This is a genomic window from Mycolicibacterium obuense, assembly GCF_055397605.1.
Genome location: NZ_AP043663.1, coordinates 1,717,120 through 1,731,944, shown reverse-complemented (window position 1 = coordinate 1,731,944; position 14,825 = coordinate 1,717,120). Strand labels below are relative to the sequence as shown.

The 14,825-nt window shown below is 65.6% G+C and carries 11 protein-coding genes, 1 other RNA gene and 1 pseudogene; 3 read left to right on the top strand and 10 right to left on the bottom strand.

Translation table 11 applies throughout. From position 1 onward, the window contains the following. Positions 1-61: 61 nt before the first annotated feature. Positions 62-1,855 (top strand): serine/threonine-protein kinase, encoded by a 1,794-nt coding sequence (locus ACZ50N_RS08255; protein ID WP_464475126.1) that lies wholly within the window; start codon positions 62-64, stop codon positions 1,853-1,855. On the opposite strand, the gene ACZ50N_RS08250 is transcribed toward ACZ50N_RS08255, so the two are convergent. Then, positions 1,856-2,467, bottom strand: a complete 612-nt coding sequence (locus ACZ50N_RS08250; protein WP_046363680.1) for a TetR/AcrR family transcriptional regulator — start codon at positions 2,465-2,467, stop codon at positions 1,856-1,858. Between the two features lie 93 nt (positions 2,468-2,560). Between ACZ50N_RS08250 and ACZ50N_RS08245 the strand changes: the two genes are divergently transcribed. Further along, the gene (locus ACZ50N_RS08245; protein WP_464475125.1) at positions 2,561-3,256 is read left to right on the top strand and encodes a hypothetical protein; all 696 of its coding nucleotides are present in this window, start codon (positions 2,561-2,563) and stop codon (positions 3,254-3,256) included. A 4-nt stretch (positions 3,257-3,260) separates the two neighbouring features. Continuing rightward, positions 3,261-5,206, top strand: a pseudogene (locus tag ACZ50N_RS08240) (YhgE/Pip family protein). Positions 5,207-5,235: 29 nt separating this feature from the next. On the opposite strand, the gene ACZ50N_RS08235 reads toward ACZ50N_RS08240, so the two are convergent. From ACZ50N_RS08235 to ftsE, 9 genes are all read right to left on the bottom strand, one after another. Further along, the gene (locus tag ACZ50N_RS08235) at positions 5,236-5,937 is read right to left on the bottom strand and encodes a hypothetical protein (protein WP_464475124.1); all 702 of its coding nucleotides are present in this window, start codon (positions 5,935-5,937) and stop codon (positions 5,236-5,238) included. Between the two features lie 603 nt (positions 5,938-6,540). Continuing rightward, entirely contained in the window at positions 6,541-7,230 is a 690-nt protein-coding gene (locus ACZ50N_RS08230) for a hypothetical protein (protein WP_464475123.1), read from the bottom strand. A gap of 345 nt (positions 7,231-7,575) precedes the next feature. Next, on the bottom strand, positions 7,576-8,697 hold the full coding sequence (locus tag ACZ50N_RS08225) for a DUF4238 domain-containing protein (RefSeq protein WP_464475122.1): 1,122 nt from the start codon (positions 8,695-8,697) through the stop codon (positions 7,576-7,578). 386 nt (positions 8,698-9,083) lie between these two features. After that, positions 9,084-9,451: a transfer-messenger RNA gene (gene ssrA / locus ACZ50N_RS08220) on the bottom strand. A 94-nt stretch (positions 9,452-9,545) separates the two neighbouring features. Beyond that, positions 9,546-11,795 (bottom strand): putative bifunctional diguanylate cyclase/phosphodiesterase, encoded by a 2,250-nt coding sequence (locus ACZ50N_RS08215; RefSeq protein ID WP_464475121.1) that lies wholly within the window; start codon positions 11,793-11,795, stop codon positions 9,546-9,548. A 67-nt stretch (positions 11,796-11,862) separates the two neighbouring features. Further along, complete coding sequence (locus ACZ50N_RS08210) at positions 11,863-12,714, bottom strand: DMT family transporter (protein ID WP_464475610.1); 852 nt, start codon at positions 12,712-12,714, stop codon at positions 11,863-11,865. Next, entirely contained in the window at positions 12,711-13,208 is a 498-nt protein-coding gene (gene smpB, locus ACZ50N_RS08205) for an SsrA-binding protein SmpB (protein WP_046362764.1), read from the bottom strand. The genes ACZ50N_RS08210 and smpB overlap by 4 nt, the downstream gene beginning before the upstream one ends. Positions 13,209-13,210: 2 nt before the next feature. Beyond that, on the bottom strand, positions 13,211-14,107 hold the full coding sequence (gene ftsX / locus ACZ50N_RS08200; protein ID WP_046362763.1) for a permease-like cell division protein FtsX: 897 nt from the start codon (positions 14,105-14,107) through the stop codon (positions 13,211-13,213). After that, positions 14,107-14,796 (bottom strand): cell division ATP-binding protein FtsE, encoded by a 690-nt coding sequence (ftsE, locus tag ACZ50N_RS08195; RefSeq protein ID WP_046362762.1) that lies wholly within the window; start codon positions 14,794-14,796, stop codon positions 14,107-14,109. Before ftsE ends, ftsX begins: the two co-directional genes overlap by 1 nt. Positions 14,797-14,825: the final 29 nt, after the last annotated feature.

Genomic DNA, 14,825 nt, shown 5'->3' with positions numbered 1-14,825 from the left:
CGACCGCTGCCCTCGCCATGGTCTTCCGCGCCGATTCCGAGGCGGTTTGTAGGCTCTGTGCATGCCGCTGACCAAGGGCGAGCAATTCGCCGGCTACGTGATCGAGCGGCTTCTCGGTACCGGCGGGATGGGTGAGGTGTATCTCGCACAGCACCCCCGCCTGCCCCGTCACGACGCGCTGAAGATCCTCGCGCCCACCTCGACCGCGGACACGGAGTTCCGCGCCCGGTTCATCCGGGAGGCCGAGATGGCGGCGGCGCTGCGGCACCCCAACATCGTCGGCGTGCTCGACCGGGGCGAGTTCGACGGCAGGCTGTGGATCTCGATGGACTACGTCGAGGGCACGGACGCGGGCCGGTTGATCGCCCAGACCTACCCGCGCGGCCTGCCCGAGGACGACGTCGTCGACATCGTGACGGCGGTGGCGGATGCACTCGACTTCGCTCACGAGCGGCGCCTGCTCCATCGTGACGTCAAGCCGGAGAACATCCTCGTGACGGCGTCGGACGGACGCCGGCGCCGAGTGCTGCTGACCGACTTCGGCATCGCCCGGCGCATCGACGACGTCAGCAACCTCACCGATGACAACGTCGCGATCGGAACCGTCAGCTACATGTCTCCCGAGCAGCTGCGCGGTCAGCCGCTCGACGGGCGCGCCGATCAATACGCGTTGGCGGCCACCGCCTTTCATCTGCTCACCGGTGCGCCGCCGTTCGACGATTCCAACCGTGCTGTCGTCATCGGCCATCATCTGGGCACACCGCCCCCGCGCATCTCCGCACGCCGGCCCGAACTCGCGCACCTCGACACGGTCCTCGTCAAAGCCCTCGCCAAAGATCCCGACCAGCGCTACCCCAGCTGCCTCGATTTCGCCGAAGCCCTCTCGCGCCGGCCTCGGCATGCCGAGGCGACGCAACCCCACGTGACAGCACCGGCAGCAGATCCGGCGGCCAGTCCCGGCACGCAACGCCTCGAGCATCTGGCGCTGCGCGGGACCGCAGACCGTGTGGAGCACCGCACTGTCGACGCCGGTGGTGCGATGCAGGCGGTGTCGTTCCAGTTGACGCCGTCCGATCCGCCCGCTCATCTGCCCACTCCCGTTCCCGTCGCGATCAACGTCCACCTCGCGACCGGTCAGCTGCGGGACGGCGCCGCAGTCGACGTGCACGGCGTCTGGGACGGCCGGACACTCGAGGCCGACGAGATCACCGTCTACCTGACCCCGGTCTCCCCGGCGCCCCGGTCGTCCCGCTCGACGGCGGCGTTCGAAACGCCACCTGACACGTCACGGACACGCCCCAACCGCCGGTTCGTCGTCCTCGCTGCGCTCGCCGCGGTGATCCTGGTGGCGGTGGGCGCCGTCGCGTGGTTCACCGACGGGTTCGGCCTCCGGACGCGGCCGGACGTGACCATCACGCCGGCCGGCGTCACCGTGTTCGCGCCGGCGGGCGCCGCCGACAATCCCGACAAGGCCGACCTGGTGATCGACGGCAATCCCGCGACGTCCTGGTCGACGGTCACCTACACCGATCCGGTCCCCTTCCCCAATTACGTCGAGGGCGAGGGTCTGATGCTGCACCTGTCGGAACCGGCGACGTTGCGCGCCGTCACCATCGACCTGTCCAGTACCGGAACGGCGGTCCAGATCCGGTCATCGCCCACGGAGAAGCCCGCCGCGCTGTCCGACACGACGCCCCTGTCCCCGACCACAACGCTGCAGCCGGGACACAACCGCATCGACATCACGGATTCGACGGCGACGTCCGACGTGCTGGTGTGGATCAGCACGTTGGGCACGACCGACGGCAAGAGTCGCACCGCGATCTCCGAGATCACCCTGCACGCGGCCGGATAGTCAGGCGGACAATCCCTCGACCACAGCCATCGCGGTGAGGTAGCGGACTTCCTCGGTGGCGGCGCGGTCGCTGAGGAACTGGCCGGAGGCGCCGGCCTGGGCGGCCATCAGCGCGCGGGTGAAAGCCTCCGGGGTGACGGTCAACGTCCGGCCGGTTTTCGCGATCAGGTCGACGAAGATCTCCTGCAAGCCTTCCCGAAGGCGCTCGACGCGCGCGTCCAGAGCCAGGGCGATGTCGGGCTGATGCGCGGCGCGTGCCACCAGGGCCGCGTGCAGCGCGATGCGGGGTTGATCGGTGACACCGGCCTCGAGCAGGTGGCGCACCACGCGGTCGGTCGGAAGAACGCCCGTGGTGCCCAGCAGGGGTTCGGCGGTGCGCCGCAATCGCTCGACGAGCGCGTCGTTCTGGTGCTCGTACACCTCGAAGAGCAGGTCCTCCATCGCGTCGTAGCTGGAGTAGAAGGCCCCGCGGGTGAAGCCGGCCGCGCGGCACACCTCTTCCACGCCGAACCACGTCCGCCCGCTGTCGCTGATCAGCGCATCGGTGGCCTCGATCAACCGTGCGCGTGTGTTGCTGCGCCGGCGGGTTCTCGGCGTCTCTGTGACCTTCACGACAAAGGGCCCTTCTAACTCGATACATTCCGTACTGGATGCATATCGTATTGAAGCATCCCACTGTTCTCGACGGCAACCCAGGAGGCGAGCATGAGCAGGCACGCTGCGCCACACACGCTGCAAATTCGTCCCGACGCCGAGGGTGACGCGCTCATCGTGGCGCGGGGCCTGACGTTCGACGGCGAGCACGGCCCGCTGTTCAGCGACGTGGACCTCGACCTCGACCGGGGCCTGCACGCAGTGCAGATGCCCGGCGGTCACAGCCAGAAAGCGTTGCTGCTCACGCTGGCCGGTCGCCTCAAGCCGGGTGCCGGCACCGTGAGGGTTCTCGGCGACGACTCACCGCGGGCAATCCGCCGGCACTGCGCGATCGCCGCGTTCGCCGACATCGACGATCTGGACGAGGCCGTCACCGTCGGAACGGTCCTGGCCGAGCAGCGCCGCTGGCTCGCTCCCCTGTTCCGCCGTCCGCGTGATGGGCATCGGGACGTCCTGGCGGAGGTGTTCGGGGATATCGATCGTCCCGCGCCGACTGACTACATCGGCGACCTGGGTGACCTGGAAACGTTCCTCCTCCAGGTCGCGCTGGCGCAGTACTCGGACCGACCGGTTCTGGTGGTCGGGGATCTCGAGCAGGTGCGTGACAACGAGCGGCGGGCACGGGCCGTACAACGTCTCGGCGCGCTCGCGGCCGACCGTCTGGTCGTGGTGGGCGTGACGAATGCGCTCGGCGATCAGGCTCCCGAGCACATGGTGCACATCCCGAACGTCGCAGAGAAGGACTGAGTAGATGCTGGGCGGACTTGCCTTCGGGTCGGAGATCAAACGCTTCGCCCGTAACCGGATGACGCGGATCGCCGTCGTCGTCCTGATGTTGATGCCGTTGACCTACGGCGCGCTGTACCTGTGGGCCTACTGGGATCCCTTCGGTCACGTGGACAAATTGCCTGTGGCGCTGGTCAATTCCGATCGCGGCACCGAGGTGTCCGGTCAGCACCTGAATGTCGGCGCAGAGATCGCCGACGGGCTCACCAGCGACAAGAGCCTGGACTGGCATCTGGTCGACGACGCCGAGGCGCGCGACGGGGTGACGCACGGCAAGTACTACTTCATGCTGGAGTTGCCGGCCGACTTCAGCGCGGCCATCGCCTCGCCCACCACCGGCAATCCCCGCAAGGCGCAACTGATCGCCGAGTACAACGACGCCAACAACTACATCTCGTCGAGCATCGGACGCACCGCTGTCGAGCAAGTGCTCAACGCCGTGTCGACCAGGATCTCGGGACAGGCCGTCAACCAGGTGCTGTCCGTGATCACCACGTCGGGGTCGGGGATCAAGCAAGCCGCCGACGGGGCGAATCGGCTTGCCGACGGCGCAGCCCAATTGAACAGCGGCGCCAACCAATTGGTGACGGGTCTGGATACCGCCCGCTCCGGATCAGCGGAACTGGCGGCCGGGTCCCGAAAGCTGTCGGACGGCATCGACACCGCGACCGATCCGCTGTTGAAGATCACCGATCTGGCGGCTCGGGTCGGCACCCAGAGCGATCAGGTCAACGGCCAAGTCCAGGACAGCTCAACGGCACTGACGGACGCCTCCGACGAACTCGGCACCATCATCGGAGCCCAGGACACCGCCGCCCAGTCGCTGACGTCGGTCATCGACAGCCTGTCGGCCAATCAGGATCCGTGTCGGTGATAGCGACTCAGAAGTTGCGCGACACCCGCGATCAACTGCTCGCGCATCAGCGCACCGCCGACATCCAGGCCAAGCTCGCCAAGGCCCGCGCCACCGCCGCCGAGGGCGGGCCCGTGGGTTCCGCGCTCTCTGACATCTCCGCCTCGAGCAAGGAACTCAGCAGCAAGCTCACCCAGTTGCGCGAGGGTGCTCAGCAGGTGGCGGCCGGCAACGCGCAGCTCAGCGCAGGAATCACGAAACTCGACGACGGCGCCCGCCAATTGAGCTCCGGCACAGCGCAGGTGAGTTCCGGATCGAGAGAGCTGGCGACCAAGCTGACCGAAGGCGCCCAGCGTGTTCCGGACTGGACGCCCCAGCAGAAGGACGCCATCGCCGCGACGGTCGGCGGACCTGTTCAGCTGACGAGTTCACACGAGAATTCGGCGCCCAACTTCGGCACCGGCATGGCGCCGTTCTTCCTGACACTCGCGCTGTTCTTCGGCGCCATGCTGCTGTGGATGGCGTTCCGTCCGCTGCAGAACCGGGCGATCGCCGCAGAGATCAATCCGATCCGCGTGACCCTGGCGAGTTACCTGCCCGCAGTCCTGATCGGGATTCCGCAGGCGATCATCCTGTACAGCGTCGTGCGGTTCGCCCTGCACGTCCACGCGGAACATCCGATGGCCATGCTGGGCTTCATGATCCTGGCCTCCTGCGCGTTCATCGCGGTGGCGCAAGCGATCAGCGCCCTGCTCGGTCCCGTGCTGGGCAAGGTGCTCCTGATGATGCTGCTCATGGTGCAGTTGGTCAGCGCCGGCGGCCTCTACCCCGTGGAAACCACCACGACGCCGTTCCAGGCTCTGCACAAGCTCGATCCGATGACATACGGCGTCAACGGATTACGGCAGTTGATCCTCGGCGGCATCGACGGCCGGCTGTGGCAGGCGTTGATCTTCCTGGTCGCGCTGTGGCTGGGGTCGATCCTGGTGACATCGCTGGCGGCACGGCGCAACCAGCTGTGGAACCTCACCCGGCTGGTCCCGGTGGTCAAGATGTAGGGACGGAGCAGGCCGGGCATCGTGTTTCGCTACTGGGGCGACGGATTCAGCTCGCGCTTGCACGCCGGCGTGTGGTCGGGATCGGTGGAGTCCACGATCACGCTCAGGTACGGGTTCTGCTCGTAGTCGAGGACGTGGAAGATCTTGGCGAGTGCATTTCGCGGTAACGCAACACAACCGGCCGTGGTCGGGTCGTCGTCCTGGCAATGGAGAAACACGGCGCATCCCAGTCCAGGCCGCTTCAGCGGATTGTGGTCGATGAGGACGCCGAATTCGTAGGCGTCCTCGTTCAGCGACTCCATCTGACGGTTGGGTTTACTGCTCCCCACGTAGAGCTTGTTGAAGTTCGATGGTTGGCCTTTTGCGTAGCGCTCCAACCAGTAGTCATCGTCGGTCTCCCACCAGGTGTTCTTTCCCGCCAGGAACCAGGGCATCTTCGTGTTCTTGTCGCGTTCGTTCGTCGTGAACGTCTGACCGAGACGGAATGACCCCATCGGTGTTCTCCAGGAATCGTCGATGGCGTACCCGATGCCACACTTGCCGAGACGCGCATCGGTGGCGATCAGCGATTGACCCCACGGCCCGTCCGCTTCGCCGCGAACGTGAAAATTCACCGTTCCTGTCGTCGACGTCAGGTTTTCTGCATGAACCACGACGACCTGACGGCAATTGCCCGGCACGACCCCGACTTGTGTCATGAGCCGAGCATGCCCGCCGCACAGCTCCATCACTCGCCGACGCGCCATTGTGATTGCCGGCCACGCCTGCGAACGTCGCGTCGAAAGCACATGCCGAAACAGATATAGCCACCCGATCCGGGTGGCTATATCTGCTCTTCTCTTGTGGAGCTGCCGGGGAATCGAACCTGCCCCGGAAATCCCCGCGAGCAGCAGATATGTCCGATCTGACTACTAGAAAGCGCGCGACCGGACGCTAGGCGACCTGCGGATACATCGAAGCTTGTTGATGGCATCAACAGTGCGACTTTCGCCGTCAGAGCCTGTGCGGGCACCGGTCTGCGTCGTAACCGCTGTGGTGTTGCAACGCCGGGTCCCGACGACGGCTTTTGCGACAGGTTTCAGGACAGTCGGAAGTGCGCCTTAGCCTCCGCCTTGCGAGTGAAGCCATTTCGCAATTCTTCCCGAGAGAGGCTCGTCGTTTGGGAACGCCACAATCATGTCTGCATCGTGCAAATGTGAGACGGCGCAAAGACGGTCGCCCGTGAGTGGGAGGACGGCGGTGGCCCAGTAGCCGCCGGTACTTCGCGGACATCGTGGGAGAGATCGGCGACGCCCGGCAGCGTTGGCCGCAGCGGCGGACGGAGCCGAGACCCTTCAATGAGACCCTGGCTCGCTCGCGTCGGGCCCCTTGTCGCTGTTGCCCACTTCGTCTCGAACTCGCGAGATCCTCGCAAAGGGCGAGCCGCCCATCAGAGCCGCGTCGCGAATGCTGTAACTATGGTTGCCTACGAACCAATGGGGATTCAGCCGACAACGCTTCAGCTTGCCGGACGTGCGCCGCGTCCAGCGCATACCCCGCGAATCCCTGAACACGATCTCAACTCCGAAAAACAGACTTGGGTCAGGCATCCCAGGAGCTGCAAAATCATGGCCGTCTAGCCGGTACATCCCGGGAGGTAGGACACGAATCGCAGACGGCGTGTAGTCCATGTCGAGCAACCCGCCCTCGTTCCCACGCATCCGCTTGCCGATTTGCGCGAGTTCCAGCAGTTCCCACCGCATGATCCGATAGAACAAGCGTTTCCAAAATCCATTGTCCAGAAAGTTCTCGACGAGAGGGCGATACACAAAGACGTCGTAGACGGGAAGCCCAGAACTGTTGCCGAGGCGGATCTCAACCGGCTCGCGGCCCTCGCGCCCAATCCAGGCGTAAACCTGGCGCGCTTGCTCGGTACGCCACTGGCGCCACCACTGATAGACAAGAAATATCAGCGTGAGGCTAGTCGCTCCACCGCCGACCCACGTCGCAACATCGCCCCACACCGGGGCCTGAGGACAGAACATGCGGCGATTGTGACATTCGCGGCAGCGCGTAACTTTCGCTGGCGCCGATAACAAAAAAGCCCAGGTGCTAGATACCTGGCGATCATGTCGCCGCCCGCGCCTACTAGAGCACCGACGGCGATGCGAGACAGCGCGCCGCTCAACCAGTTTCACACTTTCGTGGCACGGCTACGCTCCTCGTCAGGAACCGCGTCGTCCGCGGCGACCGCTTCGAAAGTGACTCGCGGCAAAATGACCTCCGAAGCTGCATCTGTGGCAACAGCCCGCACAGACAACCCGTGTGCGTCAGATCGATCTCGTGGCGGCGATCGTTGAGGCCTTGCCAACGTGCAAGAGCCGTGGCGGTCAGATGAAGTTGAGCATTTCCGGAGCCGGTGAGTGCAGGCCCTGATCGCAGAGCGAGACGTCAGGCTTGTCGGAGTACGCCTCTGACATCTTTACGACGCAACCGGGTGGGGGCACGTACTTCCCCCTCGGACCGCGATCGGAGCATCGGAGGCGGATTTGCGTGCGGCGGCGGAGCCGCTTGCCAGTTGGCAGTCGGTCACGCTGGTCCTCACTGGCGAAGATCATTCGTTCGCGGCCTTGCTCCACGGCATCTCGCACGATCCCAACGAGTTGGCCTGTGGCTTTGCGGATGATCGCCTTCTCGCCAACGTCATTCCTGCTGAGTGCGACTACTCGCTGCGGGCTCACCGGCCAGATGATGTATTCGGCGTCCAGCGTCCCTGGTCGCTCGTTGCGCACGAATGGAATCAGCACAGGGGCGTCGCACGTCATGAACCTTGCCTTCGGGTCATGCCAGACCTCGATCTGCCGTTTAATGAGCACATCCGCGCCACCCCACATGGCCTTGAACAGCAATTCCGTGTGGATACCCGCTGCCCGATGCGGATTCTCGTCGTCATCTGCGATCAGCCGAAACTTGTTGCTCTGAGCAGCCATCCACGCGCTGTATTGGATCTGGACACGCCTCTGCTGAAGAGTCCGCATCCGCTGCACAGCCATTGTGATCCCGAGGCCCAAGAGGTCATCGAAGCCCAATGCCTCCGGGTCTTCGAGACCGGCAAAAAGCCGTTGAACTCGAACAAGTTCCGTATCCACGACACCGAACAGCTTCTCGACTCGATTGTGCGGGGCGCCATCTGGTCCGATCACCCGATAGAAGTTCTCGTTAACGCAGACGTCCCTGGTGCCAAGCGGCTTCGCCAAGCCCGTCACTGTATCCAGCGTCCACACCCGCCGACCATCGAAAGACCACTGACGCAAGTACGCCTGCGGCACATAGTGATGTCGACGGCTCTCCGTGTCGGGCACCCGCTGCTGAGCGAGCAGCTTATCCATGTAGGCGCGAGCGGCCCCGGACAGATAACGCCCACCCCCGGTATGGGGAACCTGGCCCCACGGGTTTCGGACCCTGGTCACCCGCCACTCGCTGATATCGTCCAACTCCTGCTCGATGGTCATTGTCTAGTGGGTCTATCCGGTCCGGTCATCAGGTTGCCGCTCGCGCCGCCGAGCGCGCCGATGGTCACCTGTTGAAGAGCGCCGGTGAGCCAGAGTCCAATCTTCCCGGCGCGGCTCCGTTCCTCTTCGGGGCGCGGGTCGTCGGCGGCGACAGCCCCGAACGCTGCGATTAGCCTTTGCAGCTGCACCTCGCAGACGGCCATTGTCCGGCAACCCGCAACGCCTCGCCGGGCGGCTCGCCGACGAAGATGATCTCACCGCCGAAGCTGCCGCGCCTGGACCTTGAGGATCTTCACAATCTCGGGCACATATAGACCCGAATGTTGCCGCGATGTTGATGGAAAAGAGAAGCAGGCCAGAGACTGTGTCTCTGGCCTGCTCTTCTCTTGTGGAGCTGCCGGGAATCGAACCCGGGTCCTACGGCATTCCCTCAAGGCTTCTCCGTGCGCAGTCCGCTACGTCTCTACTTGGATCTCCTGATCACGCGAACAAGTCAGGATGACGATCCCAGTCGCTGTTGGTGTCCCGATGAGTCCCGCGACCGAACTCATCGGTTGATCCCTCTAGATGACGCCAGGGTCCGGGTCGAGGGCTGTCCCGGTCTGACGGACTTGCTGTCGCTTAGGCAGCGAGAGCGAAGTCGCGCTGATTGGAATCGGCGCTTAATTGGTTGCAACGACGCTTACGGTGGTCTCTTGCCTGCACCGGCACGCTTCCCTTGATTCGATGCGCGAAGTCGAAACCGTTCAGCCCCTCGCACCCCCGCTGACTTCCAGCAGGAACGTCCATACTACCGGCCCGTCCAACACAATCCAGCCGATATTTAGTCCACAGGGCGCACAACGTCGTCACGGTGCGTCGCGCAGCGCGCCGTACTCGGCGACGATGTCGGCCAGCGGCGCCGGCCGACCGAACAGATAGCCCTGTGCGAGCCGGCAACCAGCCGCCAACACCGTCGCTGCCTGGTCGGCCGTCTCGATGCCCTCGGCAATAACGTCCAGTCCGAGGTCGGCGCACATCCCGACCACCGAGCGGTACAGCGTCAACTCCCGCACCGCCTGGGAGCCGACGGTCAGGCTGCGGTCCAGCTTGACGACGCCGACCGGCAGCGCGTGCAGGTACGCCAGCGAGTTGTAGCCGGCACCGAAGTCGTCCAGGGCGACACGCGCGCCCATCCCGTTGAGGCGGTCGATCTGTGCGGCCGCATCTGCCAGATCCACGATGGGCAGCGTCTCGGTGATCTCCAAGACCAGACACCCCGGATCGATTTCGCACTCCGACAGCGTCCGCCGTACCTCGTCCTCGAACCCGGGGTGACCCAACCGCGAGGCACCGATGTTGACGTGGATGTCGACATCGAGGCCGCAGCGGGCCACGTCGGTGCACGCCAGCTGCAACACCATTCGGTCGAGCTCAGTACCGAGACCGGCCGATTCGGCTGCTGCGACAAAGGTTTCCGGCGAGATCTGTAGACCGTTGGGCGCCGTCCACCGGGCCAGCGCCTCCACCGCGACCAGCGTCTCCTCGGGCAACGCGACGATGGGCTGATACAGCAGCGTGAAGCCCGCCGGGACCTGGCCGGCGCCGGCACGCAGTGCGGACGGGAAGTCAGCGGGCAGCCCGGTCGCGGGCTGGTAGACCACCACGGTGTCCTTGCCGAGCCGTTTCCCCGCGTACATCGAGATGTCGGCCTGCCGCAGTAGGTCGTCGGAGCTCAGCGTGCTGGGACCGGACCCGGAATGGACCAACCCCATGCTCGCCCGGACCCGCAGCGACCAGCCGTGCAGCAGGAACGGATCCCGCAGCGCCACGCGGAGCCGATCGGCAACCAGGTCGGGATTCTCCGCATCAGCGTCGATGAGGATCGCGAACTCGTCACCGCCGATCCGCGCGAGAATGTCGTCGTCGTAAAGGCACTTCTGCAGCCGCTCTCCGACCGCACGCAACAGCTCGTCGCCCGCGGCGTGCCCATACCGGTCGTTGACGTCCTTGAAGTCGTCGAGGTCGACGAAGATCAGTCCGAACTCGCCGTCGCGCATGGCGGATTCGAGTCGCTGAGCGAACATCAGCCGGTTCGGCAGCCCGGTCAGCGCGTCGTGCATGACCTGATGGGCGAGGCGCCGCTGCACCTCGTAGAGACGGCGGGTCAGCAGGCGCTGCTGCCCCATCGCCACCACCTGACGCGATGCGACGAGAACCACCATGATCACCGTGATGGCGACCACCACCGGTCCCAGTTCGTGGCCTGTGAGGACGTGGAAGGCCAGCAGCACCGTGATACCGATGAAACCCGAGTACGGCAGGACCAGCTGCGCCCAGTCGATCAGGCGCGCGCGGCCCGACACCGGCGAGGGCGCCGGGTCCCTCGGGCGCATCGACAGCGCGATGAACAGCGGTCCCAGCGCCAAACCCATCTCGCCCCACGACGCCGCACCATGCAGGCCCATGGTCTCGAAGTAGGCGATCATGCGATCCGACGCCGCGATCAGCACGACGCCGCTGCCCAGCTGGAGATAGTTGACGCGGTAGGGGTGTTGTGGCCGATACACCATCCCGGCCACCGCCCCGATCACCACGACGACGAGCTCGAGAAGCGCGAACGGGACGACGACTGCCGGATCGGCCGACCGCGGAAACGCTGCCGTGGACATGGCGGCGAGGCCGAAGATCACCAGGATGGCGAACGAGGTGGCGGCCACCAGCCCGTCCAGCAACGTCAAGATCGCAGCGTGGCGCAGCGATCCGTCCTCCGGCACGGCGACCTGACCGCCACGCAGCGCCAACACCAGCACCGAGGCCAACCCGAGTACGGGGAACAACCAGTACAGGCCCACCCAGACGGGCGCCGAATCGTCGCCGAGCAACCACCAGGACGCCTGACCCGCCAGCAGAGCACTGACAGCGCCGACGGCGAGCAACCGCCACCACCGTGATGCTCCCCGCATGCGCCGCGCGGTGACGAGCCCGTAGCCGATGGCGCAGAGGCTGCTCGCGCACATCGCCACGGCGGCGATCCGGTGGGACACCTGATCACCCCAGGGCGCGAACGCATTGACCGCCAACAGCACGGTGACGGCAACGACAAGCGAGACACGCACCCCGAACCCCGTGCGGCCACCTCCCTCGCCTGACGACACGCACGTCGGCTACCCGCGCTGGAAGTAGCTAACCAGCGGCGATCAGCGCGACGGAGGCGAACGCGAGAATCATTCCGACCACCTGCGAGCGAGTGACGGACTCCCGCAGCACCGCCACCGCGAGCGCCACCGTCGCCGCCGGGTACAGCGCGACCAACACGCCCGTCAAGGACAGCAGCGACGAGTGCAACGCGAGCAGGGTCGCCACGTTGGCCACGGTGTCGAGGACCCCGGCGAGCACCGCCAACCGCAGCGGGACACCGCGCACCAGAACGAAGTTGGCCGTGAGCAGCGCCGCGATGACCACGATCGTCGTCGCGGCCATCCGGCCGAACACCAGCGGCCAGAGCCCCGCCGATGGCGGCACCTGGTCCAGGATCACGAAGTTCATGCCGAACGCGATCCCCGAGCCGACGGTCAACCAGGCCACTTTCACGGTGAACCGGTGCGGGCTTGGATCGCCGCCGAGATCTTCTGCCTGCCGACTCACCATGACGACCGCAATCAGCGCGACCGCCACGCCGACGAGAGCGAGCGCACTCGGCCGCTCCCCCAGCGCCACCCCGAAACCGACCGGCACAGCCGCGACGAGCACCGAGGTCAGGGGCGACACCACGGAGATCGGCCCGGAGCCGAGGGCGGCGTAGAACCACCACACCCCGAAGGCCTGGCCCACGCCTGCGAGCAGTCCCCACAGCACGGCAGATCGGCTCAGCTCACCGCCGTACGGCACGGCGAGGATTGTCAACAGGACCAGGGCCAGCGGGTAGGACAGGATCACCACCCGCAGGGCGGCGACGCGGCGCGAGGCGTAGCCGCCGACGAAGTCGCTGACGCCGTAGCCCAGCGCCGCGATCAGTGCGCTGAGGATCCCGGTCAGGAGGTCATGCCCTTGACGCGGCGCCCCAGCTCACGGGTGACTTCGCGCTCTGCGTCTCGGCGCGCCAGATCCTGGCGCTTGTCATGGGCCTGCTTACCGCGGGCCAACGCCAGTTCCACCTTCACCTTGCCGCCGGTGAAGTACAGCGACAGCGGCACCAGGGTCAGGTTGCCGTCGCGGGTCTTGCCGACGAGCGTGTCGATCTCGTTGCGGTGCAGGAGCAACTTGCGATTGCGCCGCGGCGCGTGGTTGGTCCAGGTGCCGTGGTGATACTCCGGGATGTGCAGGTTGCGCAGCCAGATCTCGCCGTCGTCGACGGTGGCGAACGCGTCGGCCAGCGACGCCTGCCCCTCCCGCAGGCTCTTGACCTCCGTCCCCATCAGCGCCACTCCGGCCTCGAAGGTCTCGAGGATGGAGAAGTTGTGGCGGGCTTTGCGGTTCGTGGCCACCACCTGATTGTTGGTGTCCTTGACGCCCTTGGCTTTCTTGGCCACCGCTACCTCCGCACGTAGAGGCGCAAGGTGACGTAGGAGGTGATCCCCGACATCGCCAGGCCGAGAAGCAACATCCAGGGCGCGCTGTAGTAGAGGACGTCGGCGTAGTCCACCCTGGCGATCAGGTTCGCTTGGTAGAACTGGTCGAGCGCGTTCTCGAGGAACAGCGCCCGCACTGCGATCAACCCCGCGATCGCGATCACCACGCCGACGAAGGCCGCCAGCATCGCCTCCAACAGGAATGGCAGCTGGGTGTACCAGCGCGTGGCGCCGACGAGTCGCATGATGCCGATCTCGGTGCGACGGGTGTAGGCCGCGACTTGGACCATGTTGGCGATCAACAGCACCGCGCCGATCGCCTGCACCAGCGCCACCGCGAATGCGACGTTGCTGATGCCGTCGAGAACCGCGAACAGTCGGTCGATCAGGTCCTTCTGGTTCAACACGTTGAGCACGCCGGGCTGGCCGATCATCGAGTCGTCGAAGTCCTTGTGCTGCTCGGGATCGTCGAGCTTGACGACGAAGGATGCCGGGAACGCGTCCTTGCCCGCGACGTCCTTGTACTGCGGGAACTTCCGGATCGCATCGTTGTAGGCATCGTCGCGGTTCAAGAAGCGCACCGAGCGCACGTCGTCGCGGTCCTCGATCGTCTTGCGCAGCGCCTTGCACGGGTCCGCATCGCAGGTCGGGTCGTTCGCCGACACGTCGTTGGTGAGGAAGACCTGGCTCTCGACCCGATCGAGGTAGATGGCGCGCGACTGATCCGCGAGCCGGACGACGAGGAGCCCGCCGCCGAACAGACCGATGGAGATCGCGGTGGTGAGCACCATCGCGATCGTCATGGTGACGTTGCGGCGAAGCCCGGTCAGGACTTCGTTGACGAGGAAGCCGAAGCGCACTAGCGATCCATTCCGTAGACGCCGCGCTGTTCGTCGCGAACCAGCCGGCCGAGTTCGAGTTCGACGACCCGCTGACGCATGGAGTCGACGATGTGGTGGTCGTGGGTGGCCATCAGCACCGTCGTGCCGGTGCGGTTGATCCGCTCGAGCAGATCCATGATGTCCTTGCTGGTGTCCGGGTCGAGGTTGCCGGTGGGCTCGTCGGCCAGCAGCACCAGCGGCCGGTTGACGAACGCGCGGGCGATCGCGACCCGCTGCTGCTCACCGCCGGACAGCTCGGCCGGCAGCCGGTTGGCCTTGCCCGACAGCCCGACCATCTCGAGCACGTCGGGCACCACGCGATTGATGGTGTCGGACCGCTTGCCGATCACCTCGAGCGCGAACGCGACGTTCTCGAAGACGGTCTTCTGCTGCAGCAGGCGGAAGTCCTGGAACACGCAGCCGATGACCTGACGCAGCCCGGGGATGTGCCGCCCGGACAGCTTGTTGACGTGGAACTTCGACACCCGGATGTCGCCGGAGGACGGGTGGTCTTCGCCCAGCAGCAGGCGCATGAACGTGGACTTGCCCGACCCGGACGGGCCGATGAGGAAGACGAACTCACCCTTGTCGATCTTCAGCGACACATTGTCGAGGGCGGGTCGCGCCGACGACTTGTACTGCTTGGAGACATGGTCGAGGGTGATCATCACGGCACGCCAGTGTAGCGGGGAGGGAT